The sequence below is a fragment of the Millisia brevis NBRC 105863 genome (assembly GCF_001552615.1).
Classification (GTDB): Bacteria; Actinomycetota; Actinomycetes; order Mycobacteriales; family Mycobacteriaceae; genus Millisia; species Millisia brevis.
Genome location: NZ_BCRN01000005.1, coordinates 274,696 through 298,301 on the forward strand (window position 1 = coordinate 274,696; position 23,606 = coordinate 298,301).

Annotated in this window: 27 protein-coding genes; 15 read left to right on the forward strand and 12 right to left on the reverse strand. The window is 69.5% G+C overall.

The annotated features are described in order from the left end of the window. Entirely contained in the window at positions 1–282 is a 282-nt protein-coding gene (locus MB1_RS09530; RefSeq protein ID WP_066906093.1) for a type B 50S ribosomal protein L31, read from the reverse strand. After that, positions 279–1,547, reverse strand: a complete 1,269-nt coding sequence (gene mrf / locus MB1_RS09535; protein WP_066906094.1) for a ribosome hibernation factor-recruiting GTPase MRF — start codon at positions 1,545–1,547, stop codon at positions 279–281. Before mrf ends, MB1_RS09530 begins: the two co-directional genes overlap by 4 nt. Before the next feature lie 66 nt (positions 1,548–1,613). On the opposite strand from mrf, the gene rpmB reads away from it, so the two are divergent. Genes rpmB through MB1_RS09555 form a run of 4 tightly spaced genes read left to right on the forward strand, consistent with a single transcriptional unit; the run spans position 1,614 to position 3,564 of the window. Beyond that, positions 1,614–1,850 (forward strand): 50S ribosomal protein L28, encoded by a 237-nt coding sequence (gene rpmB, locus MB1_RS09540; RefSeq protein ID WP_066906096.1) that lies wholly within the window; start codon positions 1,614–1,616, stop codon positions 1,848–1,850. After that, positions 1,850–2,014, forward strand: a complete 165-nt coding sequence (gene rpmG, locus MB1_RS09545) for a 50S ribosomal protein L33 (RefSeq protein WP_066906098.1) — start codon at positions 1,850–1,852, stop codon at positions 2,012–2,014. Before rpmB ends, rpmG begins: the two co-directional genes overlap by 1 nt. Before the next feature lies 1 nt (position 2,015). Further along, complete coding sequence (gene rpsR / locus MB1_RS09550) at positions 2,016–2,273, forward strand: 30S ribosomal protein S18 (RefSeq protein ID WP_066906099.1); 258 nt, start codon at positions 2,016–2,018, stop codon at positions 2,271–2,273. Between the two features lie 46 nt (positions 2,274–2,319). Next, positions 2,320–3,564, forward strand: a complete 1,245-nt coding sequence (locus MB1_RS09555) for an esterase/lipase family protein (protein ID WP_066906101.1) — start codon at positions 2,320–2,322, stop codon at positions 3,562–3,564. Positions 3,565–3,583: 19 nt separating this feature from the next. Here MB1_RS09555 and MB1_RS09560 read toward each other — a convergent pair whose 3' ends face one another. The 4 genes from MB1_RS09560 to MB1_RS09575 are packed head-to-tail and all read right to left on the reverse strand — an operon-like array spanning position 3,584 to position 7,668. Continuing rightward, positions 3,584–4,396 carry an enoyl-CoA hydratase/isomerase family protein gene (locus tag MB1_RS09560; RefSeq protein ID WP_066906103.1) on the reverse strand — a complete coding sequence of 271 codons (813 nt, stop codon included), beginning with the start codon at positions 4,394–4,396 and terminating at the stop codon, positions 3,584–3,586. Positions 4,397–4,400: 4 nt separating this feature from the next. Then, the gene (locus MB1_RS09565; RefSeq protein ID WP_066906105.1) at positions 4,401–5,180 is read right to left on the reverse strand and encodes an enoyl-CoA hydratase/isomerase family protein; all 780 of its coding nucleotides are present in this window, start codon (positions 5,178–5,180) and stop codon (positions 4,401–4,403) included. Next, positions 5,177–6,499 (reverse strand): MFS transporter, encoded by a 1,323-nt coding sequence (locus tag MB1_RS09570; RefSeq protein ID WP_066906108.1) that lies wholly within the window; start codon positions 6,497–6,499, stop codon positions 5,177–5,179. Before MB1_RS09570 ends, MB1_RS09565 begins: the two co-directional genes overlap by 4 nt. Then, complete coding sequence (locus tag MB1_RS09575) at positions 6,496–7,668, reverse strand: CaiB/BaiF CoA transferase family protein (RefSeq protein WP_066906110.1); 1,173 nt, start codon at positions 7,666–7,668, stop codon at positions 6,496–6,498. Before MB1_RS09575 ends, MB1_RS09570 begins: the two co-directional genes overlap by 4 nt. Before the next feature lie 102 nt (positions 7,669–7,770). Here MB1_RS09575 and MB1_RS09580 point away from each other — a divergent pair, with 102 nt between their 5' ends. After that, positions 7,771–8,661, forward strand: coding sequence for a LysR family transcriptional regulator (locus tag MB1_RS09580; protein WP_066906112.1), 891 nt, complete (start codon positions 7,771–7,773; stop codon positions 8,659–8,661). Positions 8,662–8,665: 4 nt separating this feature from the next. On the opposite strand, the gene MB1_RS09585 is transcribed toward MB1_RS09580, so the two are convergent. Then, the gene (locus MB1_RS09585; RefSeq protein ID WP_066906114.1) at positions 8,666–9,439 is read right to left on the reverse strand and encodes a fructosamine kinase family protein; all 774 of its coding nucleotides are present in this window, start codon (positions 9,437–9,439) and stop codon (positions 8,666–8,668) included. 81 nt (positions 9,440–9,520) lie between these two features. On the opposite strand from MB1_RS09585, the gene MB1_RS09590 reads away from it, so the two are divergent. The 3 genes from MB1_RS09590 to MB1_RS09600 all read left to right on the forward strand — a co-directional run bounded on the left by MB1_RS09590 (position 9,521) and on the right by MB1_RS09600 (position 11,959). Beyond that, entirely contained in the window at positions 9,521–10,339 is an 819-nt protein-coding gene (locus MB1_RS09590; protein WP_066906116.1) for a shikimate 5-dehydrogenase, read from the forward strand. Between the two features lie 71 nt (positions 10,340–10,410). Continuing rightward, entirely contained in the window at positions 10,411–10,770 is a 360-nt protein-coding gene (locus MB1_RS09595; protein WP_066906118.1) for a hypothetical protein, read from the forward strand. A 103-nt stretch (positions 10,771–10,873) separates the two neighbouring features. Next, positions 10,874–11,959, forward strand: coding sequence for a methyltransferase (locus MB1_RS09600; protein ID WP_066906120.1), 1,086 nt, complete (start codon positions 10,874–10,876; stop codon positions 11,957–11,959). 49 nt (positions 11,960–12,008) lie between these two features. Here the strand turns inward: MB1_RS09600 and MB1_RS09605 are convergent, their stop codons facing one another. Next, entirely contained in the window at positions 12,009–12,665 is a 657-nt protein-coding gene (locus MB1_RS09605) for a TetR/AcrR family transcriptional regulator (RefSeq protein WP_066906308.1), read from the reverse strand. Between the two features lie 66 nt (positions 12,666–12,731). Between MB1_RS09605 and MB1_RS09610 the strand changes: the two genes are divergently transcribed. From MB1_RS09610 to MB1_RS09620, 3 genes are all read left to right on the forward strand, one after another. Then, positions 12,732–13,283, forward strand: coding sequence for an anthrone oxygenase family protein (locus MB1_RS09610; RefSeq protein ID WP_084351310.1), 552 nt, complete (start codon positions 12,732–12,734; stop codon positions 13,281–13,283). A 92-nt stretch (positions 13,284–13,375) separates the two neighbouring features. Continuing rightward, positions 13,376–14,362 carry a pirin family protein gene (locus tag MB1_RS09615; RefSeq protein ID WP_066906312.1) on the forward strand — a complete coding sequence of 329 codons (987 nt, stop codon included), beginning with the start codon at positions 13,376–13,378 and terminating at the stop codon, positions 14,360–14,362. After that, complete coding sequence (locus MB1_RS09620) at positions 14,359–15,177, forward strand: VOC family protein (protein ID WP_066906122.1); 819 nt, start codon at positions 14,359–14,361, stop codon at positions 15,175–15,177. The genes MB1_RS09615 and MB1_RS09620 overlap by 4 nt, the downstream gene beginning before the upstream one ends. A 4-nt stretch (positions 15,178–15,181) precedes the next feature. Here the strand turns inward: MB1_RS09620 and MB1_RS09625 are convergent, their stop codons facing one another. The 4 genes from MB1_RS09625 to MB1_RS09640 form a co-directional block, all read right to left on the reverse strand. Next, a complete protein-coding gene (locus tag MB1_RS09625) occupies positions 15,182–16,267 on the reverse strand; it encodes a ParB/Srx family N-terminal domain-containing protein (protein WP_245650116.1) in 1,086 nt (361 codons plus the stop codon). 148 nt (positions 16,268–16,415) lie between these two features. Next, complete coding sequence (locus MB1_RS09630) at positions 16,416–16,802, reverse strand: VOC family protein (protein ID WP_066906126.1); 387 nt, start codon at positions 16,800–16,802, stop codon at positions 16,416–16,418. A 106-nt stretch (positions 16,803–16,908) separates the two neighbouring features. Continuing rightward, positions 16,909–18,288 carry a flotillin family protein gene (locus MB1_RS09635; protein ID WP_066906128.1) on the reverse strand — a complete coding sequence of 460 codons (1,380 nt, stop codon included), beginning with the start codon at positions 18,286–18,288 and terminating at the stop codon, positions 16,909–16,911. Positions 18,289–18,401: 113 nt separating this feature from the next. Next, positions 18,402–18,923, reverse strand: coding sequence for a hypothetical protein (locus MB1_RS09640; RefSeq protein ID WP_066906130.1), 522 nt, complete (start codon positions 18,921–18,923; stop codon positions 18,402–18,404). Positions 18,924–19,261: 338 nt separating this feature from the next. Between MB1_RS09640 and MB1_RS09645 the strand changes: the two genes are divergently transcribed. The 4 genes from MB1_RS09645 to MB1_RS09660 all read left to right on the forward strand — a co-directional run bounded on the left by MB1_RS09645 (position 19,262) and on the right by MB1_RS09660 (position 23,599). Then, positions 19,262–20,644, forward strand: a complete 1,383-nt coding sequence (locus MB1_RS09645; protein ID WP_066906132.1) for a GntP family permease — start codon at positions 19,262–19,264, stop codon at positions 20,642–20,644. Further along, positions 20,641–21,183 (forward strand): gluconokinase, encoded by a 543-nt coding sequence (locus MB1_RS09650; RefSeq protein WP_066906314.1) that lies wholly within the window; start codon positions 20,641–20,643, stop codon positions 21,181–21,183. Before MB1_RS09645 ends, MB1_RS09650 begins: the two co-directional genes overlap by 4 nt. Before the next feature lie 115 nt (positions 21,184–21,298). Further along, positions 21,299–22,648 (forward strand): NAD-dependent succinate-semialdehyde dehydrogenase, encoded by a 1,350-nt coding sequence (locus tag MB1_RS09655; RefSeq protein WP_066906134.1) that lies wholly within the window; start codon positions 21,299–21,301, stop codon positions 22,646–22,648. A gap of 216 nt (positions 22,649–22,864) precedes the next feature. Continuing rightward, the gene (locus MB1_RS09660) at positions 22,865–23,599 is read left to right on the forward strand and encodes a glycosyltransferase family A protein (RefSeq protein WP_066906136.1); all 735 of its coding nucleotides are present in this window, start codon (positions 22,865–22,867) and stop codon (positions 23,597–23,599) included. Positions 23,600–23,606: the final 7 nt, after the last annotated feature.

Consider the following 23,606-nt stretch of genomic DNA (forward strand, 5'->3'; position numbering starts at 1 on the left):
CTAGTCGCTGGGAGCGGACGCCTTCCTCGGTGCCCCGGTCCGCCGGCCGTAGCGGCGTTCGAACTTCTCGACACGGCCCTCGGTGTCCATCACGCGGCGCTCGCCGGTCCAGAACGGGTGCGAGGCGGCGGTGACGTCGACGGTGATCAGCGGATAGACATTGCCGTCGGTCCACTCGATGGTGCGGTCGGACGTCGCGGTGGAGCGGGTGAGGAAACGCGTGCCGACGGCGGCGTCCTCGAAGACTACCGGGTGGTAGTCGGGGTGGATATGGGGCCTCATCGGTGTCCCTCCTCGGGGAAGCCGGCGACCCGAAGGTCGTCGGCATCGGTCGCTTGGGTCTCGCTCAGTTCGTCGCAGGGGTCGTGGTGGGCGAACTCGAAGGGGTCCTCCCAGTCCTGACGGGACTCGTCGACCAGCTCGTCGTCGGTGAGCAGGGCCCAACGCAAAGCCGCCCGGATATGGTCGGGGTCGGCATCGACGGCCAGCGCGACCAGCGCGCTGTGCCGGTCGCCGGTCTCCGGTAGCCAGCGCAACGCGGCTCCCGCCAGCCGGGACAGCTCGAGGTCGCTGCGATCGTCCTCGGGAACGGCTGCCACCCACGTGTCGACAGACGCGATCTGCAGCCCGCCGCCTGCGGATTCCAGCCACAGCACGTGGTCGGGTTGAGTGGCGAGCCAGAGCCGGCCGCGGGCCGTGACCACCCCGTCGAGCAGGACGTCCAACGCCTGGTGCAGCCGCTCGGGGTGGAACGGGCGGATCGCCTCGAACTCGACCAGGGTCACCCCGGCGTCGGGTTCGGTGGGTGGCCCGCCGGCCAGAAGCGAGGCGTGGGGGTCGAATACCGGCGACGGACGATTGGTCAGTGGCGTGCCGGTCAATCGGACCGCGGCCTGTGCGGGGGATCGATCGATGGGAGCGTTCGGCGCAAGTCGGGTCAGCACCGCGCGCAGACGGCCGTGGTCGTCGTCGGATTCGCCGACCACCAGCAGCGCATCCGCCGCCTGAACACCGGCGACCGCGATCTGGGCGAGGGTGCGATCGTCCTCGATGCCCCAGCGTTGGTCGACGGTGTCCTCACCCAGCGCCTCGGTCAGCCAGGTCGCCGCGTCGACCGCCGTGACCACGGCGTCGACCCGCACATCGCGTCCGGCGGGTGCCTCGATGCGTCCGACGATGCCGCCGACGATCACCTCGTCGATCGCGCGTTCGACCTCGGCCGGCTCCAGCAGCGGGTCGAGCGCCACGACGATGCGGGCGACCCCGCTGCGCTGCGAGAGTGTCCGCAGCAGGGGCAGCAGGTCGTGCCGCAGGGTGCAGGACACGCAGCCGTGCACCGGCTCGAGCAGGGCCAACCATTCGCTGGCGCCGCGCCGAATCGTTCGGGTGATCAGCCCCTCGCGCAGCAGGCTCAGGTCGTGGGCCACCACGACGGTGCCCGGCTGCCGCAACAGGTCGGCCAGTCCGGTCACCCCGTCGCGGGCGCCCGCGAGGATCACCACCGGAGTCCTGGTGTCCACCACATCCCTTTCGACAATGATTTTCATTAATGCCGTCGCGAGCGTACTCTCGATCACAGCAGTTGTCGAAAACGATTATCAATAAGGGGAGACATGTCCGCGCACTGCCAGGTCACCGGGCGACAGCCGGGCTTCGGTAAGGCGGTGTCGCATTCGCACCGCCGCACAAACCGTCGCTGGAATCCGAACGTTCAACGCAAGACCTACTGGGTGCCCAGCCTCGGGCGGCGGGTCACGCTGACCGTGTCCGCCAAGGGCATCAAGACCATCGACCGCGACGGCATCGAGACCGTCGTCGCCCGCATCCGCGCGCGGGGGGAGAAGCTCTGATGGCCCGCAATGAGATCCGCCCGATCGTGAAGCTGAAGTCCACGGCCGGAACCGGTTACACCTACGTCACCCGCAAGAACCGGCGCAACGATCCCGATCGGATGGTGCTGCGCAAGTACGACCCGAGGATCCGCCGGCACGTCGACTTCCGAGAGGAGCGCTGAGATGGCCGCCCGACGATCCCGCACCGGTGGGCCCGCGAAGCCCGAGAAGCCCCGCAAGCTTCGGCGCAATCCGCTGCGCGCCGCCGGGCTCGAGACCGTGCACTACACCGACGTCGCGTTCCTGCGGACGTTCATTTCCGATCGCGGCAAGATCCGCAGTCGCCGCGTCTCCGGCCTGACTCCGCAGGAGCAGCGGCAGGTCGCGATCGCGATCAAGAACGCCCGGGAGATGGCGCTGCTTCCCTATCCGGGGCGGTAATCCGGAGACCGACCGCCGGTCGGTGCGCCTCCGTAGACTCGGCGTCGTGAGGGGCACCGGGGATCGCCGTCGCGCCGAGATCGAGGCATTGGCCGACCTCGCGACCGACGAGTTCGCGGGAGCCGTCGCCGGCATTCACGACGTCCACCGGGCGATCACCGACCGCATCTTCCGTTCGGCCGGTCGGGGCATCGGCCGCGCCGTCACCCCCGTCCGCGCCCTGCACGACGGCATCACCGACGGCGTTTACGCCACGATCGACGCGGTCGCCCGCACGGTGGGTGGAGCGGTGGCGGCGAATCCGGATTGGCCGGGGGATCGGCCCCCGTCGGAGACCGTGCGGGGTGCGTCGGTCATCGGGGCGGCGCTCGGTCTGATCGGCGATCACCTCGAGGCCGACGGCTCCCCGCTGGCGGATCACCCGGTCACGGTGCGGGTGGACGGCTCGATCGTGTCGTTCGACGAGCCGGGCGACGAGCTCGACGCCCGTGAGGTCTTCGAGGGTGCCGGTGGCCACGTCGTCGTGCTGTTGCACGGCCTCTGCGAGTCCGAATTTGCCTGGGGATCAGGCGGTATCGACGCAGATGACTACGGCGTCCGGCTCGCGGCCGACCTCGGGTCCACCCCGATCTACGTGCGGTACAACAGCGGCCGACACATCAGCAGCAATGGTTCGGACCTGGCGGGTCTGCTCGAACGGTTGGTCACCGGGTGGCCGGTGCCGGTGACCCGACTCGACCTGATCGGGCATTCGATGGGCGGCCTGGTGGCCCGCGCCGCGGCCCACCGGGCGGAGGCCGACGGGATGACCTGGCCGACAGTGGTATCCGCCACCGTCAGCCTCGGCACCCCGCATCTCGGGGCTCCGCTGGAGGAGGCCGCCCACTACGGCAGCGCCGCCCTCGCCGCGATCCCCGAGACCGCCGCGCTGAGTCGACTACTGCGGCGGCGCAGTGCGGGTATCCGCGATCTGCGCGGCGGTTCGATCGTCGACGAGGACTGGGACGGTCGCGACGCCGATGCCCTCGGACGGGCTGTCGCCGCCGAGGTTCCCCTGCTGCCCAACGCCACCCACTACTTCGTGACCGCCACGATCACCCGCGACAGCCGCCACCCGCTCGGCCGATTGCTCGGTGACGGACTCGTGCTCACCCCGAGCGGGTCGGGCCGCCGGCGGGCCCGCCGCATCGGGTTCGCCGAGGACGCCGGGTTGCACGTCGGCGGTACCCACCACCTTGCCCTGCTCCGGTCGGACGCGGTCTACGACCAGCTGCGGGAGTGGCTCCGCTAGCTGTACAGCCAGCGAGCAGTCAGCGGGCCGTCCACCGCGTTTCCCGACGCTCGCGCCAGGCTCGAATCCCCTCCAGCCGATCGGCACTCGCGTAAGGATCGGGGCCCACACCCAGCCGCACGGCGGTCGACACCGGCAGGTTCTGCGCCTCGGTGTTCAACGCCTTGATCTTGCGCTGCGTCAGGGGAGCATTGGCGACCAGCCGACCGACCAGGTCCGCGACCGCCGCGTCGAACTCGTCGGCGGCGACCACCCGATTGACCAGGCCCCATTGCAGCGCGGTCTCCGCGGTGGTCGGTTCCCCGAGGTAGAGCATCTCGTAGGCCAACGCCCGCGGCACGATTCGCGGCAGGACCACTGCGGCGAACACCGCGCCCATACCCCGTTTCGCCTCGGGGAGCGCCAGCTGAGTACCGGCGACCGCGATACGCAGGTCGCAGGCCAGTGCCATCTCGAGTCCACCGCCGACGGCCGTCCCGTTGATGGCGGCGACGGTGGGCTTGGGCCACTGCAGGATCGCCTCGTGCAGGGAGCGGTGCCGACCGCTGCTGAGCATGGTCGCGATCCGGGCGGAGACCTCGGGGCGGGCGGCGTCGTGCAGGTCGAGGCCGGAGGAGAAGTACCGGCCGGTGCCGGTAATCACCAGCGCCCGGACGTCGTCGTCATCGGCGAGCGCGTCGAGACGTTCTGCGAGTTCCTCGGTCGCCGAGATGGTGACGGCGTTGGCGCGGTCCTCGCGGGTCAGCCTGACGGTGGCCACCCGATCCTCGACCGTCAGGGTGAACCTCGGATCGTCGGTGTCCACGGCGGGGGTGGATTCGGTGCTGGTCATGTGGTTATCTCCCCTCGAAGACGGGTTCGCGCCGTTCGCGTGCGGCGGCGATACCCTCGGCCCAGTCGGCGGTTGCCACCAGGCGCTGTTGTTCGGTCAGTTCGCGCGGCAGCACGGCCCGCACGGCCGCAACAAGATCCGCACGGGTCGTGGCCCGCACGGATCGCACGGCCAGGGGCGCCGCCACGGCCCAGGCGCGGGCCCGCCGGTGTGCGGCCGCACGCACCCCAGTGGCGTCGATCACCTCGTCGACCAGGCCCCACTGCTCGGCCTGCGCGGCGCGCACCTCGCATCCGGTGCCCAGGAGGACGGCGGCGCGGCGGCGGCCGATCGCATCGGCCAGGGTGACGCTCAGGCCGAAGCCGGGGTGGAAACCCAGGCGGGTGAAGTTCGGTGACAACCGCACATCGTCGGCGGCCACCCGTTCGTCGGCGACCATCGCCAGGCCGAGACCGCCGCCGATGGCCGCCCCGTGCAGGGCCGCGACGATCGGCAGTTCGGTGTCGAACAAATCGGCCGCGATCTCGTAGAGATGCCGCCCGGTCGCCGGGTGCTGCAGGGTGAGTGGGCTCGAAAAGTCTGCTCCGGCACAGAAGTTACGCCCGGAGGCGCACAACACCACCGCTCGGGTCAGGCCGTCGTCGGCCAGAGCCCGCAAGGTCCGTTCGAGATCGGCCAATAGGACCGCGTCGAAGTAGTTGTGCGGGGGTCGGACGATCTCGATCTGCGCCACGGTCCCGTCGCGGGTGATCCGCAGGTCCGTGGCGGCCTGCCCGGCGCTCACGGCAGCGGCTTTCGGGCCGTTTCCCGCAGGGTCAGCACGGTCAGGAAGCTGACCAGCGAGACCACCGAAACGTACCAGCCGAAGACGTTCACCCATCCGATGCTCTGCAGACTGGTGGCCAACAACGGTGCGGTGCCGCCGAATACGGCGACTGCGATCGAGTACGGCAGCGCGATGCCGCTGACTCGGATGCGAGCCGGGAAGAGTTCCGCCATCAGCGATCCGGACACCGCGGTCGCACCGCTGAGCATCACCAGCGCCAGCCCCTGCACGATCACCAGATTCAGGAAGGTGCCGTCGATCGCCGACAGCAGGAACGGCCCGCCGACCACAAAGCTCAGCGCGGAGATCCCGATAACCGGCTTGCGCCCCCAGCGATCCGACAGCGCGCCCGCGATCGGTTGGGCGATCAGGAAGAGGATCAGGGTGATCATGATCGCGCGGAGCGAGTCACCCTTGTCCAATCCGTGGTCGGTAACCGCGAGCGTCGGCAGGTAGGCGGTCAGGGTGTAGGTGACCACCGCAGGCCCCACGGTGAACCCGATCAACGTCAGGGTGGCCCGAGGGTATTGCCGCAGGCTGTCGAATACACCGGGGCGGCTGCGCTTTTCGTTCGTATCCAGCACAATGTCCGCTGTCTCGATGGCATTGCGCCGGATATACCAACCGGCCAGGGCCAGAACGGCGCCGAGGAAGAACAGAATCCGCCAGCCGTAGGACTCCATCCCGTCGTTGCCGATCATGCCCAGCAGCAACGCGCCCAATACCGACAGCAGAACCTTGCCGGCATTGGAGCCGACGTACAGCAGCGAGCCGTACAGCCCGCGCCGCGCGTCCGGCGCCGATTCGGAGATGAAGCTGGCCGCCGCACCCCATTCGCCGCCGGTCGAGATGCCCTGTACGAGCCGAGCCACGGTGAGCAGCAGCGGCGCCAGTAGGCCGATCTGGTCGTAGGTGGGCATGACCGCGATCGCGAGGCTGCCGAGCCCCATCATCGAGATCGACAGGGTCAGCGCGGCCCGTCGACCGTGGCGGTCTCCGTACGCGCCCAGAATCATTCCGCCGAAGGGTCGGGCGAGGAAGCCGATGGCGAAGACGCCGAAGGTGCCGATCAGCGGTAGCAGGTCGGAACCGGTGTCGTCGGGGAAGAAGGCGTGGGCGAAGAAGATCGCCAGGTAGCTGTAGACCGCCCAGTCGAACCATTCGACCATGTGCCCGAAGACGCCGGCGACGATCTGCTTGCGTCGGTGGCGAACGAGGTCGCGCTCGTCGGCCGCGCGGTTCGAGTGCTCGGCGTCGGGCGTGTCGAGGTCGCTCATCGACGGCGCTCCCGTCCGGGGGCTCCCTGTGTGGCGCCGAGTACCTCGTCGGTGTGCTCACCGATGTTCGGGGCGTGCCGCCGCAGCGGCAGCGGGGCGCCGTCGAACCGCGCCGCCGGCCCGACGGTGCGGTAGGGCCCCTCGGTCGGATGGATCCGCTCGCACACCACATCTCCGGATCGGATGTAGTCGCTGTCGAGGGCGGATTCGAGGCTTTCGACAGGATAGGCGGGGATGCTGAGCTCGTCGCATCGCCGCTGCAGCTCGGCGGTGGTGAACGCGCCGGTCAACGTTCCGAGGATGCGGTAGAGGTCGTCGGCGTTGGCGACTCGGGTTGGCATGGTGGCGAAGCGCGGGTCCGCAGCCAGATCGGGGCGGCCGACGATGCCGAAGAAGTCGCGCCAGTTGCGGTCGGAATAGGGCAGCACACACATCGATCCGTCCGCGGTGCGGCAGGCTCGACGTTGCCCACTCAGCACACGGTTGTAGCCGAACCGCGGCTCCTCCGGTGGTTCGAAGACCGCACCGATGAGGTGTTCGACCAGGGTGAACTCGAGCATCGACTCCACCATCGGCACCTCGATATGGGGGGCATGCCCGGTGTGATCGCGCTGCAGCAGACCGGCGAGCACCGACTGCGCCAGCATCAGGCCGCAGACCTTGTCCGCCAGGATCGTTGGCAGATACTGCGGTTCGCCGGTGACCTGCTCGTTGAGCCAGACGATGCCGGACGCGGCCTGCACCAGGTCGTCATAGGCGGCGGCATTGGCCCGCTCGGAATTGCCGCGAAAGCCGGCGGCGCGCGCGTGGATCAGCCGCGGGTATCGCTCGCGCAGATCCGCCGACGACAATCCGAGCCGTTCGAGCGCCGCCGGGCGCATCGTGGTGACCAGGACGTCGGCATCCCCCAGCAGCTCGTGGAAGCGGGCCATGTCGACCTCGGACTTGAGATCCAGGCGGATGCTGCGCTTGTTGCGGTGCAGGTTCAGCGTGACCCCGGACATGCCGGGATGGCGCTGCGGTGAGAGGGACCGGATCTGATCGCGGACACCATCCTCTACCTTGACGACGTCGGCTCCGAGGTCCGCGAGCTGCCGGCAGGCGTAGGGCCCCATGATCACCGTCGCAAGTTCGATGACCCGCACTCCGTCGAGCGGTGGAGGTGTCATGCCTCCCCCTTCCTAGCGTGTTGTGACTCGTATCACGATTAGAAGGGACGGATGCAGTCAATATCCAATATCAAATGGCCGGTGTTACATATCCTCGAGCATATGGAGATCACGCAGCGAGCCCTGGAGCAGTTTGTTGTCCTCGCCGAGGAACTCCACGTCGGCCGGGCGGCCGAACGACTGTCGATGACCCAGCCGCCGCTGAGCCAGTCGCTGCACCGGCTGGAACGAGCCGTCGGAGTGCCCCTGTTCGAACGTGGCCCGCGGGGGCTGACCCTCACCGCCGCCGGTCGTACCTTCCTGAACGACACACGTCAGCAGCTTCTGTTGCAACGCAATGCCATTCATCGCGCCCGCCGGGCGGCCGGCGGCGAGGACGGCGAGATCCACCTCGGCTTCGTCGGCGGTACCGCCTACCGGCTCCTGCCGGACCTCCTGCGCCGGGCGCGCGCGGTGCTGCCGGGACTGACGATCCACCTGCATCAGGCGCCGACACCTCAGCTGATCGATGTGGTGCGTTCCGGGGTCGTCGACCTGGCTTTGGTGCGCACGCCCGCGCCGGCGCCGCACGGGCTCGAGTTGGTCGACCTGCCCACGGAGCGCCTGGCGGTCGCGATGGGAACCGATCACCCACTGGCGCAACGTGAGCGGTTGCACCTGTCCGAGTTGGCCGAGCACCTGTGGGTGTTGCCTTCGGTGATCGGCATGGGCGCGTTGGCCGCCCGCGCGGTTCAGGCCTGTCATCTGGCCGGCTTCACACCGAAGGACATCGCCGTTGCCGACAGCCTCTCCGGGCTGCTCACCCACGTCGCATCGGCAGGGACGGTCACCCTGGCACCCGAGTCGGTGGCCGATGTGCCGCCGCGCGGGGTCATCGTCGCGCCGTTGCTCGATCCGGACCCGATCCTGATGTTGCCGCTCTGCGCGATCTCGCGGGTGGAGCGCGCCGACCCCGCGCTGGAGCGACTGCGATCGCTGCTGCCGCGGGCGTGACCGGCTACCAGGCGGCGACGCGGCGGGCGGCGGAGACGAGCGCGGTGCCGTAGCCGCGACCGTGGCGCACGGAATGGGTTGCCAGCGGGTGCATCTGGTGCAGCACCAATGCCTCGTGCCACCCGTCGACCAAGCCGGCGGACTCGGCGTAGGCGTTCAGAATCGTCTCGAGGTGCGGCGCGCCGAAGAGGGCCAACATCGCCGGATCGGTCAGCCGGTGGCCACCGTGCGCGGCGGGATCGATCAGCACGCCACCGCGGTCGGTGAAGATGAGGTTGCCGGTCCACAGGTCGCCGTGAATGCGGGCAGGTCGCGGCGGCTCGGGTAGGCCCATCCGGTCGAATTCGCCGGCGGCGATCCGCTCGCAGACGCGCAGGACCAGGTCGGACTCGGTGACCGTGAGGTTGCCGTTGTCGACCGCCCGCGGCAGGAACACGGCGATGCGCTGCTCGGCGAAGAAGGGGCCCCACGTCGGGGTCGGGCGCGCCGGCTGCGACTGGACGCCGATCCAGATGTCACCGGTCCACCCGTCGGGTGGGCTGCCGAAGGCCGGTGCGCCGGCGGCGTGCAGGTCGGACAGGTGCCGGCCGAAGGTCTCCGCGGCCTCCGGCGTCGGGCGCACCGAGCGCAGCCGTTCGAGTTCGAGGGCGTCGTCGTCGACGGCCAGGACCCGCACCACCGGCGCGGCGTCGGCAGCCGCCAACCACCGCAACCCCGCCGCCTCGCACAGCAGCGAACCGTGATCGCCGCTGCCGCGCCTCTTGATGTGGACATCCACCCCACCACCGTACGAGCCGCGTCCTAGCCTGGGGGAGCCGGTCGATGCGACCGGCCGCGAACGTCGAGAGGGGAGCCGGACATGCCGACGCTCAACAAGGACACCACGCTGTGCATCTCGTTGGCGGCCCGCCCGTCGAACCTCGGCACCCGGTTCCACAACTTCCTCTACGACGAGTTGGGGTTGAACTTCGCCTACAAGGCGTTCACCACCACCGACATCGAGGCGGCGATCCAGGGGGTGCGCGGCCTCGGCATCCGCGGCTGCTCGGTGTCGATGCCGTTCAAGGAGGCGGTCATCCCGCTGGTCGACGAGATCGAACCGTCGGCCGCGGCGATCGAGTCGGTCAACACCATCGTCAACAACGACGGCCGGCTCACCGCCGCCAATACCGACTACGAGGCGATCGCAGAATTGCTGCGCGAGTTCGACGTCGACACCTCGTCGCGGGTGGTCGTGCGCGGGTCCGGCGGCATGGCCAAGGCGGTGGTCGCCGCGCTGCGCGACCACGGGGTCACCGGCGTCACGGTGCTCGCCCGCAACCCGGCGACCGGCGCGGCGATCGCCGACCAGTACGGATTCGCCTATACCGGCGCCGAACCGACCCCGGGCGAGTTCGACACCGTCGTCAACGTGACGCCGATGGGGATGACCGGACCCGATGCGGACACGCTGTCGTTTCCCGAGGATGTGGTCGCGGCTGCGTCCGTGGTCTTCGACGTCGTCGCCTTTCCTGCGGAGACGCCGCTGGTGCGGCTCGGCGAGAAACTCGGGGCGACAGTGATTTCCGGGGCTCGCGTACATGCGAGCCAGGCGGCCCGCCAGTTCGAGCGCTATACCGGGGTGGCGATCACCCCGGAGCAGGTCGCCCGGGCCGCCGCCTTCTCGCGCGCCGAATAGCGCGAATCGGACAGCGGAATTAGGACAGCCTGAATTCCTTTGCCCCTCAACCATCCCGATACGGTCGGCCCATGACCGTCGTGCAGCACCTGGTTGTTGTTGTCCATCTGCTCGGTATGGCCGCATTGGTGGGCGGCTGGCTCGCCCTGCGCCTGGATCCGGAGTCCAACCGGCTGCTGGCGCTCCTGGTGTGGGGCGCTCGGCTGCAGGTGATCACCGGCATCATTCTGGTCGGCCTGATCATGGCGGCGGACGATCCGATCAACCACATGAAGGTCGGCATCAAGTTCCTGATCGCGCTCGCCGCCGCGGCGTGCGCGGAGATCGCGGGCGGCCGGGCACGGCGCGGACAGCCGAATATTCAGGCCCTGCGCGACGGTGCGGGCCTGGCGGGTGTGCTCAACGTCCTCGTCGCCGTGCTGTGGACCTGATCGCTGTGCAAGCATTCGCATGAGCGGGGCGGCGAGGAGATAGTGTCCTCGACACCCCGCTCCTGCAGATCCACGCACACGCCACGGGGGAGAACCGGCCACGATGAGCACCGACGCGACCCGCTGGCACGACAACCCGACCGATCCCGTGCGCGTGCGCCGGCGCGAGGCCGGGAAACTGCTCGGCGCCGACCTCGATCGGCTCGGCGGCTACACCCCGGCGCTCGGCCAACTGCTGCTCGACGGTGACCCGGTCGCCGCGGCGACCCTCGGCGGGGCACTGCGGCCGGAGACGATCGCGGCGGCGGTCGCGGCGGACCTGTTCGACGAGTTCGAGGCCGACAACGTCACCTACGTGCGGTGCACCGCGACGATCGCGCCGACCACCGTCTCCGAGGACACCGGCTGGATCGCCTTCGACCCCGAGTGGGACGACCGCGACGATCGGGTGCCCGGGCCGGGGAATGCCTCGGACACCCTGCTCGGCGCGCTGGCGGTCGACGAGGCGCGGACCGCCGCGGACATCGGCACCGGCTGCGGCTACGTCGCGCTGCACCTGTCCGCGATCGCGCCGCGGGTGATCGCGACCGACATCAACCCGCGCGCGCTCGCCTACGCCGAGCTGACCGCGGCGCTCAACGGGCAGGAGTGGGATCTGCGGCTGGGCAGCTACCTCGAGCCGCTCCACGGCGCGGACGTCGAGCTGATCGTTGCCAATCCGGCCTTCGTGGTGGGCAATCCCGATGCGCCCTCCACCTTCCGGGACGGCGACGCCGATCTGTCGGCGCGGCTGGTCGCGGCGATGGTCGAGGTGCTGCCGCCCGGTGGGGTCGGGCAGTTCCTCGGCAACTGGCTCTACCGGCACGACACCGATCGGCCGGCGGAGGCGGCGGCGGCCGCCGCCGGGGAGAACGACTGCCTGGTCGTCGAGCGGGCGATCGTCGAACCGGCCCGCTACGTCGAGCTGTGGGTCGATCCGGACGATCCGGTCTTCGCCCGCTGGGTGGACGCCCTGGCCCGGGTGCCGGTGGTGGCGATCGGTACCGGCATCGTCACCGTGTTCCGGGGCGGTGGAACGCCGCGACGCGGGGTCGCCCGCCTGCTGGACGCGGACGATGAGGCGCTCGGTCCGGCGATCGCCGAGTGGATCGACGACGCCGCCTCCGACCCGGCAACCCCAGCCGACTGACCCCGATCGAGCCCGGCTCCGGTCGGCCTCGGTCCCGACCGATCCCCGGTCAGCGGGCCCCCACCAGCGCCCAGAACCGCTCGACCGCCGCGGCGGCCCGCGTGGCGATCACCTCCGGCCCCGGCGCCGGCTCACCCAGCAGCACCCGGATCTGGTCGTCGGCGATCACCAGTCCGTAGAGCAGTCGGAAGTAGTCGTCGGTGTCGCCGTCGCGCAGCAGGCCCGTGTCGATCAGGCGCCGCAGATAGCGGCCGACCAGCGGCCCGACGGTATGCCGCCCACCGTCCAGCAGCAGCTCCGCCAGCCGTGGTGAGGTCATCGCGGCGCGGTTGAGGTTGACCGACTCGGTGCCGGTCAGCAGCGTGAGTTGCCCCACCGCATAGCGCTCGAGGACCCCACGTGCCGCCGCTTCGGTGGGCAGCTCGTCGTCGGCGAGCACCGCGGTGACCCGTTCGGCCACCCGGTCGGCATTGCGCGCGATCAGGGCCGCAAGCAGGTCCTCCCGGGTGCCGAACCAGGCGTAGAGGGTCTGCTTGGAGGCGTGCGCCCGGTCGGCGACGTCCTGCATGGTCAGCGCTTCGTAGCCGACCTCGTCGAGGGTGCGCGCGGCGACCGCGAGGATCTCCGCCTCCCGCCGATGTCGTTCGGCCGCCGGTAGCCGACCGCGCTTGGCCGGTCCGCCGGCCGCTTCCGCACTCCTGGACACCTCCCGAATAGTACCGTAGCGTTCCATTAGTAATAGAACTCATCAGTTCACTTAAAGGAGATAGCCGTGACCGTTCCCTCCACCGCTCCCGCACCGCCCGCCACGACCGATCGCGGAGGCGCCGCACGCTGGGCCGGCGTCGCCGCCGTGCTGTTCACCGGCGCGATCTTCGGCTTCTTCTATGCATGGGTCTGCTCGACGATGTGGGGCCTCGACGCCACCGATCCGCGGGTGGCGATCGAGGCGATGCAGGCGATGAACGCCTCGGTGCGCAACGCGGTGTTCACGCCGGCGTTCTTCGGCACACCGGTGGTGGTCGCGGTCGCCGCGGTACTGATGTGGCGGACCGGTCGGCGCACTGCCGCACGCCTGTTGGCCGCGGCGGCGCTGATCTACCTGTTCGGAGGCCTGGTACCGACCATGACGGTCAACGTCCCGATGAACGAGACGCTGGCGTCGGTCGAGGTCCCGGGCTCGCGGGAGGCGGCCGAACGGATCTGGGCCGACTACTCGGGGCGGTGGCAGATGTTCAACATCGCGCGCACCGTGGCGAGCGGAGTGGCGCTGCTGTTGGCCGCTCTGGCGTTGAGCGCTCAACGACCCCGGCTCGCCGGGTAGCGTGGGCAGCGGCATTCGGTACCCCGTGCAGCCCCGCGGGGCCGGTCGCTCGCGTGCCGGAAACCGCGCCGAAGCCGGTGGGAGGCCGCACGATGAGCAATCTGGAGACCGACCCCGCGGAAGTGGTCTGCGCGACCGGGACCGATACCGCGTCGCGGGTCGAAATCCTCACCGCGCGAGAGGTTCCGCTCGGCGGCCCGCGCGCGATGACCGTCCGGCGCACGCTGCCGCAGCGGCAGCGGTCGCTGATCGGGGCGTGGTGTTTCGCCGATCATTACGGTCCGGACGACGTCGACGCGACCGGCGGCATGGACGTCGCACCCCATCCGCATACCGGTTTGCAGACGGCCAGTTGGCTTTTCACCGGGGAGATCGAGCACCGGGACAGTCACGGCGTGCACGCGATGGTGCGCCCCGGCGAGTTGAACCTGATGACCGGCGGGCTCGGCATCTGCCATTCCGAGGTGTCGACACCGGCGACGACGATCCTGCACGGGGTGCAGCTGTGGATCGCGCTGCCGGAATCCGCACGCAATGCTCCGCGCGACTTCCGGCACTACGCCCCACCGCTGATCGACTTTCCCGGCGGCTCCGGGCGGATCTTCCTGGGCTCCCTGCTCGGCGAGACGTCCCCGGTCCCGACCCATACCCCGCTGCTCGGGGCCGAACTGACCCTGGAACCGCGCGCCCGCGTCGAGCTGGCGGTCGACCCGACCTTCGAACACGGCTTCCTGGTCGATACCGGCACCCTCACCCTCGACGGCACCGACATCGAGCGCGGTCACCTCGGATATCTGGGCACCGGGCTCGAGCGGATCGAACTGATCGGCGGACCGCGGCCGACCCGGGTGATTGTCCTCGGCGGCACCCCGTTCGGGGAGGAGATCGTGATGTGGTGGAACTTCGTCGCCCGCACCCACGAGCAGATCGTCGAGGCCCGCGATCAGTGGCAGGGCCGGTCGGAGCGTTTCGGCCGGGTGGCGGGCTACCTCGGCGAGCCGCAACGGTTGCCCGCGCCGCCCTTGCCGAACGCTCGGATCAAGCCCCGCACCAATCCGCCGACCTCGGCGCCGCAATGAGCGGGACCGAGGACACGGCCACCGCGGTGCCGGTGGCCTGCGCGATCCGGTGGATGTGGCTCTTCCTCGACCAGCCGGCCGAAACCGCGGCGGCCGCCGAGACCTTCTGGGCGGCGGCCACCCGATCGACCCTGTCGCAGCGGCGCGGGGATGCCGGTGAATTCCGCACCCTCGAACCTGCTGCCGGCGACCCGGCGGTGCGTCTGCAGCGGATCGGGCACGACACCGGAGCGGGAACGGCGGGGCTGCATCTCGACCTCGACGTCGACGACCCCCGCGCGGCGGCGACACGCGCGGTGGTCCGCTTCGGCGCCGAGGTGATCGCCGAGCACTGGGACGAGGGATTCGCGGTGCTGCGCTCGCCGGGTGGCTTCGTCTTCTGCTTCACCGATGCCGCCGACGGGCCCGCCGGCCGGGCGGAACCGACGGCTCACCGGGCGCGGGAGGGCGAGCCCGATCTGCTCGATCAAGTCTGCCTCGACATCCCGTCCGATCGGTGGAACGCCGAGGTCGCGTTCTGGTCCGACCTGACCGGCTGGCCCGCGCGGGCCGCCGTCCGCGACGAATTTGCCTATCTGAAATCACCGAAGGACGGCCCGCTGCGGATTCTGCTGCAGCGGACCGACTCTCCGGCGGCGCGCGTCACCGCCCACCCGGACATCGCCTGCACCGATCGCGAGATGACGGTCGCTCGTCTCGTCGATCTCGGCGCGCACATCGTCGTGCGGATGCCCTGGTGGACGGTGCTGCGCGATCCGACCGGGCGGGCCTTCTGCGTCATCGCCCGCGACCCGGTGACCGGTCGGATCGGCTGATCGGTTAACGCGCCGAACGGTAGGCCGTCATATAGGCGAGCTTGCCCGGCTTGGAGCTGCTGTAGGGAGCGGACAGGCTCGCCCACTCACCGCCGTCGGCCGGTTCGCCGTCGTTCCAGGCATCGAACTTGCTCAGCTGAGCGGCGGTGTAGCCGGACACCGGATCGACGACGGCACTCGGGTCGAGCGCGACCTGCGCCTCGCTGATCTTCTGCACCAGGGCCAGCGAAGCGGCCCAATCGTTCTGGTCCCACGCGTTCACGTCCGCGGCGTAGTTCTCCCGCACCCAGGTGCCCCAGTAGAACTCCTGGAAGGGGACGGCGCCGTCGGCGGAGTAGCCGATATCGCGGGCGAAGTACAGCAGGCTGCGGTAGGGATCGTCCTGGAAGTTGGACAGCCCCACGCCCTTCGGCAGATCCTGCGGGGCGACGGCGTTGCCGCTCGGATCGCGCAGCCAGACCCACTTGTTGTCCTGCATGACCTGCCAGAAGATCGGCTCGGGCAGGCCGGAGAGGTTGCCGATCACGCGCAGTCGCACGTGGGTGTCCAGGCCGCCCTGCAGATCCTCGGCGAAGGAGGTCAGCGTGTGGTGGCCGTCGGTGAGGTAGAGCGTTCCGCCGGGGCCGATCACGACCGTCTTCATCGGCTCGATCGTGTCGGGGGTCTCCTCGCCGATCGGGACGGTGCAGGTGAACGACGACGAATCGAGCAGGGTCGCATCGGGTTCGACCGACGCGGCCTCCTGCTGCCCGTTCGCCTCGCACCAGTCGTCGAACTTCTTGTTGATCTCGTCCTTGCTGAACTCGGGCGAGTAGCGGCCGAGCTTGTAGTAGACCTCGTCGTAGCCGAGCGACGGCTGGGTGGCGCGCACATCGCCGATCCGCACGTCGAGCAGGGTGTCCGGGTCCGCGCAGAGCGGGCCGGAGCCGGGCGCGATCAGGCAGGACGGATCCTTGACCACGGTGGCGCCGGCGGCGTCGGAGGGCTGGGCGGCCGCGGTGGGAGCGGCAAAGGCACCCGCGGCGACGAGGAGGGCGGGCGCGAGCAGCGCGCCGAGCGGCGCGGCCAACATCCGGCGGTAACGAGGCACGAAGTTCTCCTGGCGATTCGTATGCAGGGGCTACGACACCGACGGGTGGTGGACCGAACGGGGTGCCGCTCCGGGTCAGGGTGCCGGCACGATCGGAACGGACCGTGCCGGTGCGGTGAACAGTGGCCGTCGTATCCGGGATCGGGCGTCAGCGAGCGTGAGCGCACGCCTGAATCAGGCCGCCGTCCGGATCGGTGATCGTCAACACCCACTGCGTCGGCAGTCGTTGGATGTCGCCGACGGTTGCCCCGAGGGCCGTCAGGTGGTCGCGCAGGTCGCGCAGCGCCACCTCGGAGTCGACGGCCAGGCCGAATCTCTCGACGCCCGGGGACGGCTCGGCGGTCCGAGCCCGGTCGTCGACGATTTTCACGTAGCGTCCGGAGCCGATCTCGACGATCACCATGCGCGGATGGCCGGTCCGGCCGGAGCTGTCGAATACCGCCGTGCCGCCGAACATTCCGACATAGAAGTCGACCATCGCGTCGACACTGCGGGTGGCGACGGTGACGTGGTTGATCCCGATGGTGGCGGCCATCCGCCCATCCTCCGCGGCCCCGACCCTGCTGGTCAACGGCAGCGGCCGCCGCCCACACCATGTGAGCGACGGCCGCCGGTGACGTCCGAGCGAACGCGGTGGTCGACTACTCCACCGACTGCTTGTGGTTGCCGTTCTGCGGTTGCGGGGCGGACTGGCCGGTGCCCAGCGTGCCGAGCACTCCCTCGAGCTGCGGGAACAGTGTCGTCAACTGGGTGATGTTGTTCAGCGCGGCCTTCGGCAGGGCCGCGGCCCCGTCGGTGGACAGCACCGTGAGCCGGTCGATGTCCCCCATCGGCGCGGCGGCCGCGGCCACCAGCTTGGGCAGCATCTCGAGCTGCATCTGCAGCTTGCCGGACTCGTCCATCTTGGCCAGCGCGTCCGCCCGCTGGGCGATCGCCTGGGCCTCGGCGGCACCCTTGGCCGCCATCGCCGCGGCCTCGGCCTCACCCTCGCGCTGGGTGGCCTCGGCGCGAGCGACACGGGCGGCCTTGTCGGCGTCACCGAGCCGGATATCGCGCTCGGCCTGCGCCTCGGCCGCACGGATAGCGGCCTGCTTCTGGGCCTCCGCATCGAGGATCGCCGCGGTCTTGCGGGCCTCCGCCTCCTGCTCGGCCTGGTAGCGGGCCGCGTCGGCGGGCTTGCGGATCTCGGTGTCGAGTTCGCGTTCCTTCAGCTCGGCACGACTGACCGCGACCGCCTGCTGGCGTTCGATGATCCGCTGCTCCTGCTCGGCGCGCGCCAACGGCCCGGCGGCATCGGACTGGGCGCGGGCGATCTCCTGCTCCTGCTGGTAGGTCGCGTTCTGGATCGCGTAGTCGCGCTCGGACTCCGAGACCTTCAGGCGAGCCTCGTTCGCCGCCTGCTGCGCCTCCTGATGCGCACGGGCCTCGGCGATCTCGGCTTCCTTCTTCTTCGACGCCAGCTCCGCGCGACCGATGTCCTGGTAGTAGGTCGACGTCGAATCGATCTCCTGGATCTGCAGGGTGTCGAGCACCAGACCCTGCACCTCGAGGTCGGACTTGGTCACGGACATCACCGACTGGGTCAGCGACTGCCGGTCCTGATAGATGTTCACCGCGCTCTGCTCGGCGACGATGCCGCGCAGCGAACCGGTGAGCACCTCGATCGCCGAGTTGGTGATCTTGTCCTGATCCCCCTGGAAGCGCTGGGCCGCGGCACGGATCTGATCCAGCTCGGCACCGATCTTGATCATGGCGACCGCGCGCACGTTGATCTCGATGCCGTCCTTGGTCAGCGCCGAACGCACCTGGATCGGAATCTGGCGCGACGACATGTTCAGGTAGGCGTGCTTGTTGACGAACGGCAGCGCCACACCGCCGCCGCCGGGGATGATGCGCATCGCCCCGCCGCCGGTGATGATCAGCGCCTCGTTCGGGGACGCCGTCTTGTACCAGCTCAGGACCGAGATGACGCCCAGGACGATCACCACGATCACCACCGCGGCAATGATCAGAATGGTCATGCGTTCAGCTCTCCTCTCCGTACGCCGTGGGCGCTCAACGCATCACCACGACGCGCAATATCTCCGACGACGCCTGCTGCGTCGCCGGACCTGTCACCCGACCGGTGGGATCGCTAGGGGCGACCGGCCAACCAGTCCGGGCTCGCGTCGACCAACAACGTTCCGTCCTCGTCGGTGTCCACGACGATCACCCGCGAACCGACCGCCAACGGATCCGGCGTCTCGTGCGCCGGGCGTACCCGCTTGCGATAGCGCTCACCGTCGATGATCACGTCGGCCATACCGTCGTTGGACATCGTGGCGGGGTGCACGATCTCCCCGAAGGCGCCGACAAATCCCGCGGAGGTGATGGCCGCCGCGGAATCCTCGGTACGCCGCAGGCGGCGAGATACGTAGGACACCGGTACCGACGCGACCGCACCCACTCCGGCGGCCGCCGCCAGCGCGATCGGCAGCGCGCTGCCGCCTGTCGTCAGCACCAGACCGGTGACGCCGCCCGCCGCGAGGAAGGCCCCCACCACCGGCATCGAGATCGCATCCGAGCCGAGGTCCGCGGCAAAGTCGGTTCCGGTCAGGAGTCCGAGCAGGAGGAAGACCACGCCGAGGCCGGCCGCTACGACGAACAGCAGCTCCATCGGTCGACGACCCTCCACCCGGTAGCGACCGTCCGGCCCGACGAGACCGCTGATGCCGGCCCGAGGATGACGTTGGGTCGAAGCGCGCCCCTACGCGCTTGCCCTTGTTCTACACCATGACCGCTCCGGTTCCGGCCGCCACGTGACCGCTCCGCGCGGCCTCGATCGGGGCGCCCGGCACGTGATCGACTGCCGTTCAGCACCATCCACTCCCGGCCCCGCAACAGCGGGAATCGAACCGCCCGGTCGATCGAGACCGCACTGTAATCAAAGCGGACCTCCGCGCCGAGCCGGACGGTCGTCCTATGGTGGGGGCGCTTCGCGAGGAAGGGGACCCTGTGCAGACGATGGAACCGATCTACGGATCCGGCACCCTACTGCTGATCGCCGCCGGGGCGGTGGCATTGCTGCTGGTGCTGATCATGGCGCTGAAGATGCACGCCTTCCTGGCGTTGCTGGTGGTCAGTTACCTGACCGCGATCGCCTCCGGTGTCCCGGTGGCCGACGTCCCCGCGGTCACCACATCGGCATTCGGCAGCACCCTCGGCGCCGTGGGCCTGCTGGTCGGCCTCGGCGCGATGATCGGCCGGGTGCTCGAAATGACCGGCGGCGCGCAGGTTCTCGCCGACACATTGGTCAGTCGTTTCGGCGAGAAGCGGGCCCCGTTCGCGCTCGGTATCGCGGCATTGCTGTTCGGTTTCCCGATCTTCTTCGACGCCGGCCTGGTGGTCTTCCTGCCGATCATCTTCTCGGTGGCCAAGCGTTTCGGCGGCTCGGTGCTGCTCTACGCGCTGCCCACGGCCGGCGCCTTCGCCGCGATGCACGCGATCGTCCCCCCACATCCCGGCCCGGTCACCGCGGCCACCGAGATCGGCGCGAACGTCGGCCTGACCCTGCTGGTGGGCGTGCCGGTGGCGATCATCGCCTGGTACGTCGGCGTCTACCTGTTCACGCTCGGCTACGGCGGGAAAGTGATGGTGCCGATCGATGATTCGGTGCTCACCGGCGGTGACGACCACGACGAGTCGACCGCCCGGCCGCCGAGCTTCGCGCACGTGCTGTTCATTCTGATCCTGCCGCTGATCCTGATCGGTGGAAATACGATCATCACCACGCTGCGGGCGACCGGCTCGATCGGCCAGGACAACCTGTTCGCGGACGCGGTGGTGTTCATCGGGCAAACCCCGGTCGCGCTGTTGATCACGCTGATGTTCGCCAGCTATACCCTGGGCACCCGCGGCCGATCGCTCGCGAAGCTCGAATCGATCCTCAACAGTGCGCTCGCCCCGATCTGCGCGATCATCCTGATCACCGGCGCGGGCGGCATGTTCGGTGGCGTGCTGCGGCACAGCGGGATCGGCGCCGCCCTGTCGGACTCGCTGGCCGATATGGGCCTGCCGCTGATCGTCTCGGCGTTCGTGATCGCCACGGTGCTGCGTGTGGCCCAGGGTTCGGCGACGGTGGCGCTGACCACCACCGCCGGTCTGATCTCGGCCGCCGTGATCGCCGAGGACCCGTCGTCGCTGCAGAAGGTCGCCCTGGTGATCGCGATCGCCGCCGGCGCCACGGTCCTGTCGCACGTCAACGATTCCGGATTCTGGCTGGTCAGCCGGTTCTTCGGGATGGACGTCAAGACCACGCTGCGCACCTGGACGGTCATGGAGACCACCCTGGGTCTGGCGACCTTCGTACTCGCCCTGGGATTGTGGGCCATCGGATGACCGCGGAAGAGGACACGATGACGGACGCCGCCGAGACCCCGGTCCTGCACCTGATCTTCATGGGCGTCTCCGGCTCGGGGAAATCGACCGCGGCGCTTGCCGTACAGAAGCAACTGGGGTGGGAGTTCGCCGAGGGCGACGACTTCCATCCACCGGAGAATGTCGCGAAGATGTCCGCCGGCCGGCCGCTGACCGACGAGGACCGGTGGGGCTGGCTCGAGAGCCTCGCCGCGTGGACCAAGGAGCGCGACGACGCCGGAATCCCCACGCTGATGAGTTGTTCGGCGTTGCGGCGCAGCTATCGCGACGTCCTGCGCCGGGGCGGGGCGGGCACGTTCTTCGTGCACATGGTCGGCGACAAGGGGCTGCTGCTGCAGCGGATGAGCACGCGCGAACACTTCATGCCGCCCACGCTGCTCGAATCGCAGATCGACACCCTCGAACCGCTGCAGCCGGACGAGCCGGGGATGGAGATCGACGTATCGAACCCGCCCGACCGGATCGCGCGGATGGTGCTCGCCCGACTCGACCTCGGCTGACCGCGCCCACCGGCCGGGGGCCAATTTCCACCGGTCGGGCCGATAGAGCCGGCACGGAACCTCCGGCGGGGATAGGTTCGTCTGTATTGGGACTGTTCGATTGGAAGGAGCGGGCGTGAGCCTGTACGCAGTGGTCGATCCGGCCACCGGAGATGTGGTCGCCGAATATCCCACCGCCACCGATGAGGAGGTGACCGCCGCGATCGACTCGGCCTACAGCACGTACCAGAGCTGGGGTCGGACCTCGACCGTCGCACAGCGTGCCGCCCTGTTGTCGAAGGTCGCGCAGTTGCACGAGGAGCGCAAGGACGAACTCGCCAAGATCATCAACCGGGAGATGGGCAAGCCCATCGACCAGAGCGTGGGTGAGGTCGAGTTCTGCGCGGCGATCTACCAGTACTACGCGGACAACGCGGAGAAGTTCCTGGCCGACGAGTCGATCGAGTTGGTCGACGGCGAGGGCAGCGCCTTCATCCGCCGCGAGCCGGTCGGCGTGCTGCTGGGCATCATGCCGTGGAACTACCCGTACTACCAGATCGCCCGGTTCGCCGGCCCGAACCTGGGCATCGGCAACACCATCGTGCTCAAGCACGCTCCGCAGTGCCCCGAATCGGCGGCGGCCCTGCAGAAGATCTTCCTCGACGCCGGCTTCCCCGAGGGTGCGTACGTCAACATCTACGCGACCAACGAGCAGATCGCCGATGCGATCGCCAACCCGAAGATCCAGGGTGTCTCGTTGACCGGCTCCGAGCGGGCCGGCGCCGCCGTCGCCGAGATCGCCGGACGCAACCTCAAGAAGGTCGTCCTCGAGCTCGGTGGCTCCGATCCGTTCATCCTGCTGTCCACCGACGATCTCGACGCGACCGTCGAGGCGGCGGTCGCCGGCCGCATGGAGAACACCGGCCAGGCCTGTAACGCCGCCAAGCGGTTCATCGTCGTCGAGGACCTCTACGACGACTTCGTCGCCAAGCTGACCGAGAAGATCGAGGCCTCCGCCGAGGGGCTGGCCCCGCTGTCCTCGAAGGCGGCCGCGACGCGGCTGGCCGAGCAGGTCGATTCGGCGGTGTCCTCCGGGGCGAACCTCGACGCGGCACCCGCCGCCGACGGCCCGGGCGCGTTCTTCGCTCCCGGCGTGCTGACCGGCGTCACCTCGGATTCGCCGTCGTACTACGACGAGTTGTTCGGCCCGGTCGCCACGGTGTACAAGGTCGCCGACGAGGCGGAGGCGGTCAAGCAGGCCAACGACACCCCCTTCGGGCTTGGCTCCTACGTCTTCACCACCGACCCGGATCAGGCGCTGCGGGTGGCCAAGCAGATCGAGGCGGGCATGGTGTTCGTCAACGCTGTCGGCGCCGAGGGTGTGGAACTGCCGTTCGGCGGGATCAAGCGCTCCGGTTTCGGCCGTGAACTCGGCCGCTTCGGCATGGACGAGTTCGTCAACAAGAAGATGATCCGCATCAGCTGATTCATCGAGCACTCCGCAGCGGGCGTCGCGACCATCGAGGGTCGCGGCGCCCGCTGTGTGCGTCGGGGCCCGGGTAGAACTACCCGGGCCGATTGGGTGAGCGCTACGCATCCGATCGCCGCGTCGAGTTCCTAGCGTTGCGGTCGGACCGCCATCGGTGGGCCGAACCCGCTACGGTTTCAACGGGGCGGGCCGATCGATCGTCGAGGTGCGCACATGGATCTGTGGGTGGTGGTACCCGCACACAACGAGGAACGCCTGCTGCAGGGCACCCTGGCCGCGCTGGCCGCCCAGGACGATCGCGCGTTCACGCTGGTGGTCGTCGACAACGCGTCCACCGATCGCACCGCACGTCTCGCCGACAACTTCGCCGGTGCCGCAACGATTCCCACTGTTGTGCTCACCGAACCCGAGAAGGGTGTGGGGTCGGCCGTCGACACCGGCTTCCGGTACGCGATCGAGCGCGGGGCGACCCATCTGGCCCGCACCGATGCCGACTGCCTGCCGCGATCGGATTGGATCGCCGCGGTGCGCCGGGGATTCGCCGCCGGCGGGGAGCTGGTCTGCGGTCGGATCGTCGCGCGCCGCGACGAGAACGGTCCGCTGCGCCGCGCCGCATTCCGGGTGATGGTGGTGGTCGCCGCCCGGTTCGGTCGCTACCGAGCGGCGAACCGCGGCCCCGACTTTCGGGTGCCGTACACCATGCACGCCGGCAACAACATGGCGATCACCACCGACCTGTACCAGCGCTGCGGGGGGATGCCGCGCCGGCCGTCACCGACCGACCGCACCTTCCTGAACCGGGTGCGGCGCACCACCGACCGGATCGTGCACCGCCGCGACATGATCTCGGCGAATTCGATGCGCCGCATCACCGCCTACGGGATCTTCGGCACCGCCCGGTGGTACCTCGACCGCGGGCCGGGTCGCCGGACCCCCGACCCTCGATAGCGGGACG

Bases quoted from the DNA above. Each gene is read 5' to 3' on its own strand.
- MB1_RS09530 (WP_066906093.1), bottom strand. From the start codon at position 282: ATGAGGCCCCATATCCACCCCGACTACCACCCGGTAGTCTTCGAGGAC.
- mrf (WP_066906094.1), bottom strand. From the start codon at position 1,547: ATGAAAATCATTGTCGAAAGGGATGTGGTGGACACCAGGACTCCGGTG.
- rpmB (WP_066906096.1), top strand. From the start codon at position 1,614: ATGTCCGCGCACTGCCAGGTCACCGGGCGACAGCCGGGCTTCGGTAAG.
- rpmG (WP_066906098.1), top strand. From the start codon at position 1,850: ATGGCCCGCAATGAGATCCGCCCGATCGTGAAGCTGAAGTCCACGGCC.
- rpsR (WP_066906099.1), top strand. From the start codon at position 2,016: ATGGCCGCCCGACGATCCCGCACCGGTGGGCCCGCGAAGCCCGAGAAG.
- MB1_RS09560 (WP_066906103.1), bottom strand. From the start codon at position 4,396: ATGACCAGCACCGAATCCACCCCCGCCGTGGACACCGACGATCCGAGG.
- MB1_RS09570 (WP_066906108.1), bottom strand. From the start codon at position 6,499: ATGAGCGACCTCGACACGCCCGACGCCGAGCACTCGAACCGCGCGGCC.
- MB1_RS09575 (WP_066906110.1), bottom strand. From the start codon at position 7,668: ATGACACCTCCACCGCTCGACGGAGTGCGGGTCATCGAACTTGCGACG.
- MB1_RS09580 (WP_066906112.1), top strand. From the start codon at position 7,771: ATGGAGATCACGCAGCGAGCCCTGGAGCAGTTTGTTGTCCTCGCCGAG.
- MB1_RS09590 (WP_066906116.1), top strand. From the start codon at position 9,521: ATGCCGACGCTCAACAAGGACACCACGCTGTGCATCTCGTTGGCGGCC.
- MB1_RS09595 (WP_066906118.1), top strand. From the start codon at position 10,411: ATGACCGTCGTGCAGCACCTGGTTGTTGTTGTCCATCTGCTCGGTATG.
- MB1_RS09600 (WP_066906120.1), top strand. From the start codon at position 10,874: ATGAGCACCGACGCGACCCGCTGGCACGACAACCCGACCGATCCCGTG.
- MB1_RS09615 (WP_066906312.1), top strand. From the start codon at position 13,376: ATGAGCAATCTGGAGACCGACCCCGCGGAAGTGGTCTGCGCGACCGGG.
- MB1_RS09620 (WP_066906122.1), top strand. From the start codon at position 14,359: ATGAGCGGGACCGAGGACACGGCCACCGCGGTGCCGGTGGCCTGCGCG.
- MB1_RS09630 (WP_066906126.1), bottom strand. From the start codon at position 16,802: ATGGCCGCCACCATCGGGATCAACCACGTCACCGTCGCCACCCGCAGT.
- MB1_RS09635 (WP_066906128.1), bottom strand. From the start codon at position 18,288: ATGACCATTCTGATCATTGCCGCGGTGGTGATCGTGGTGATCGTCCTG.
- MB1_RS09640 (WP_066906130.1), bottom strand. From the start codon at position 18,923: ATGGAGCTGCTGTTCGTCGTAGCGGCCGGCCTCGGCGTGGTCTTCCTC.
- MB1_RS09650 (WP_066906314.1), top strand. From the start codon at position 20,641: ATGACCGCGGAAGAGGACACGATGACGGACGCCGCCGAGACCCCGGTC.
- MB1_RS09660 (WP_066906136.1), top strand. From the start codon at position 22,865: ATGGATCTGTGGGTGGTGGTACCCGCACACAACGAGGAACGCCTGCTG.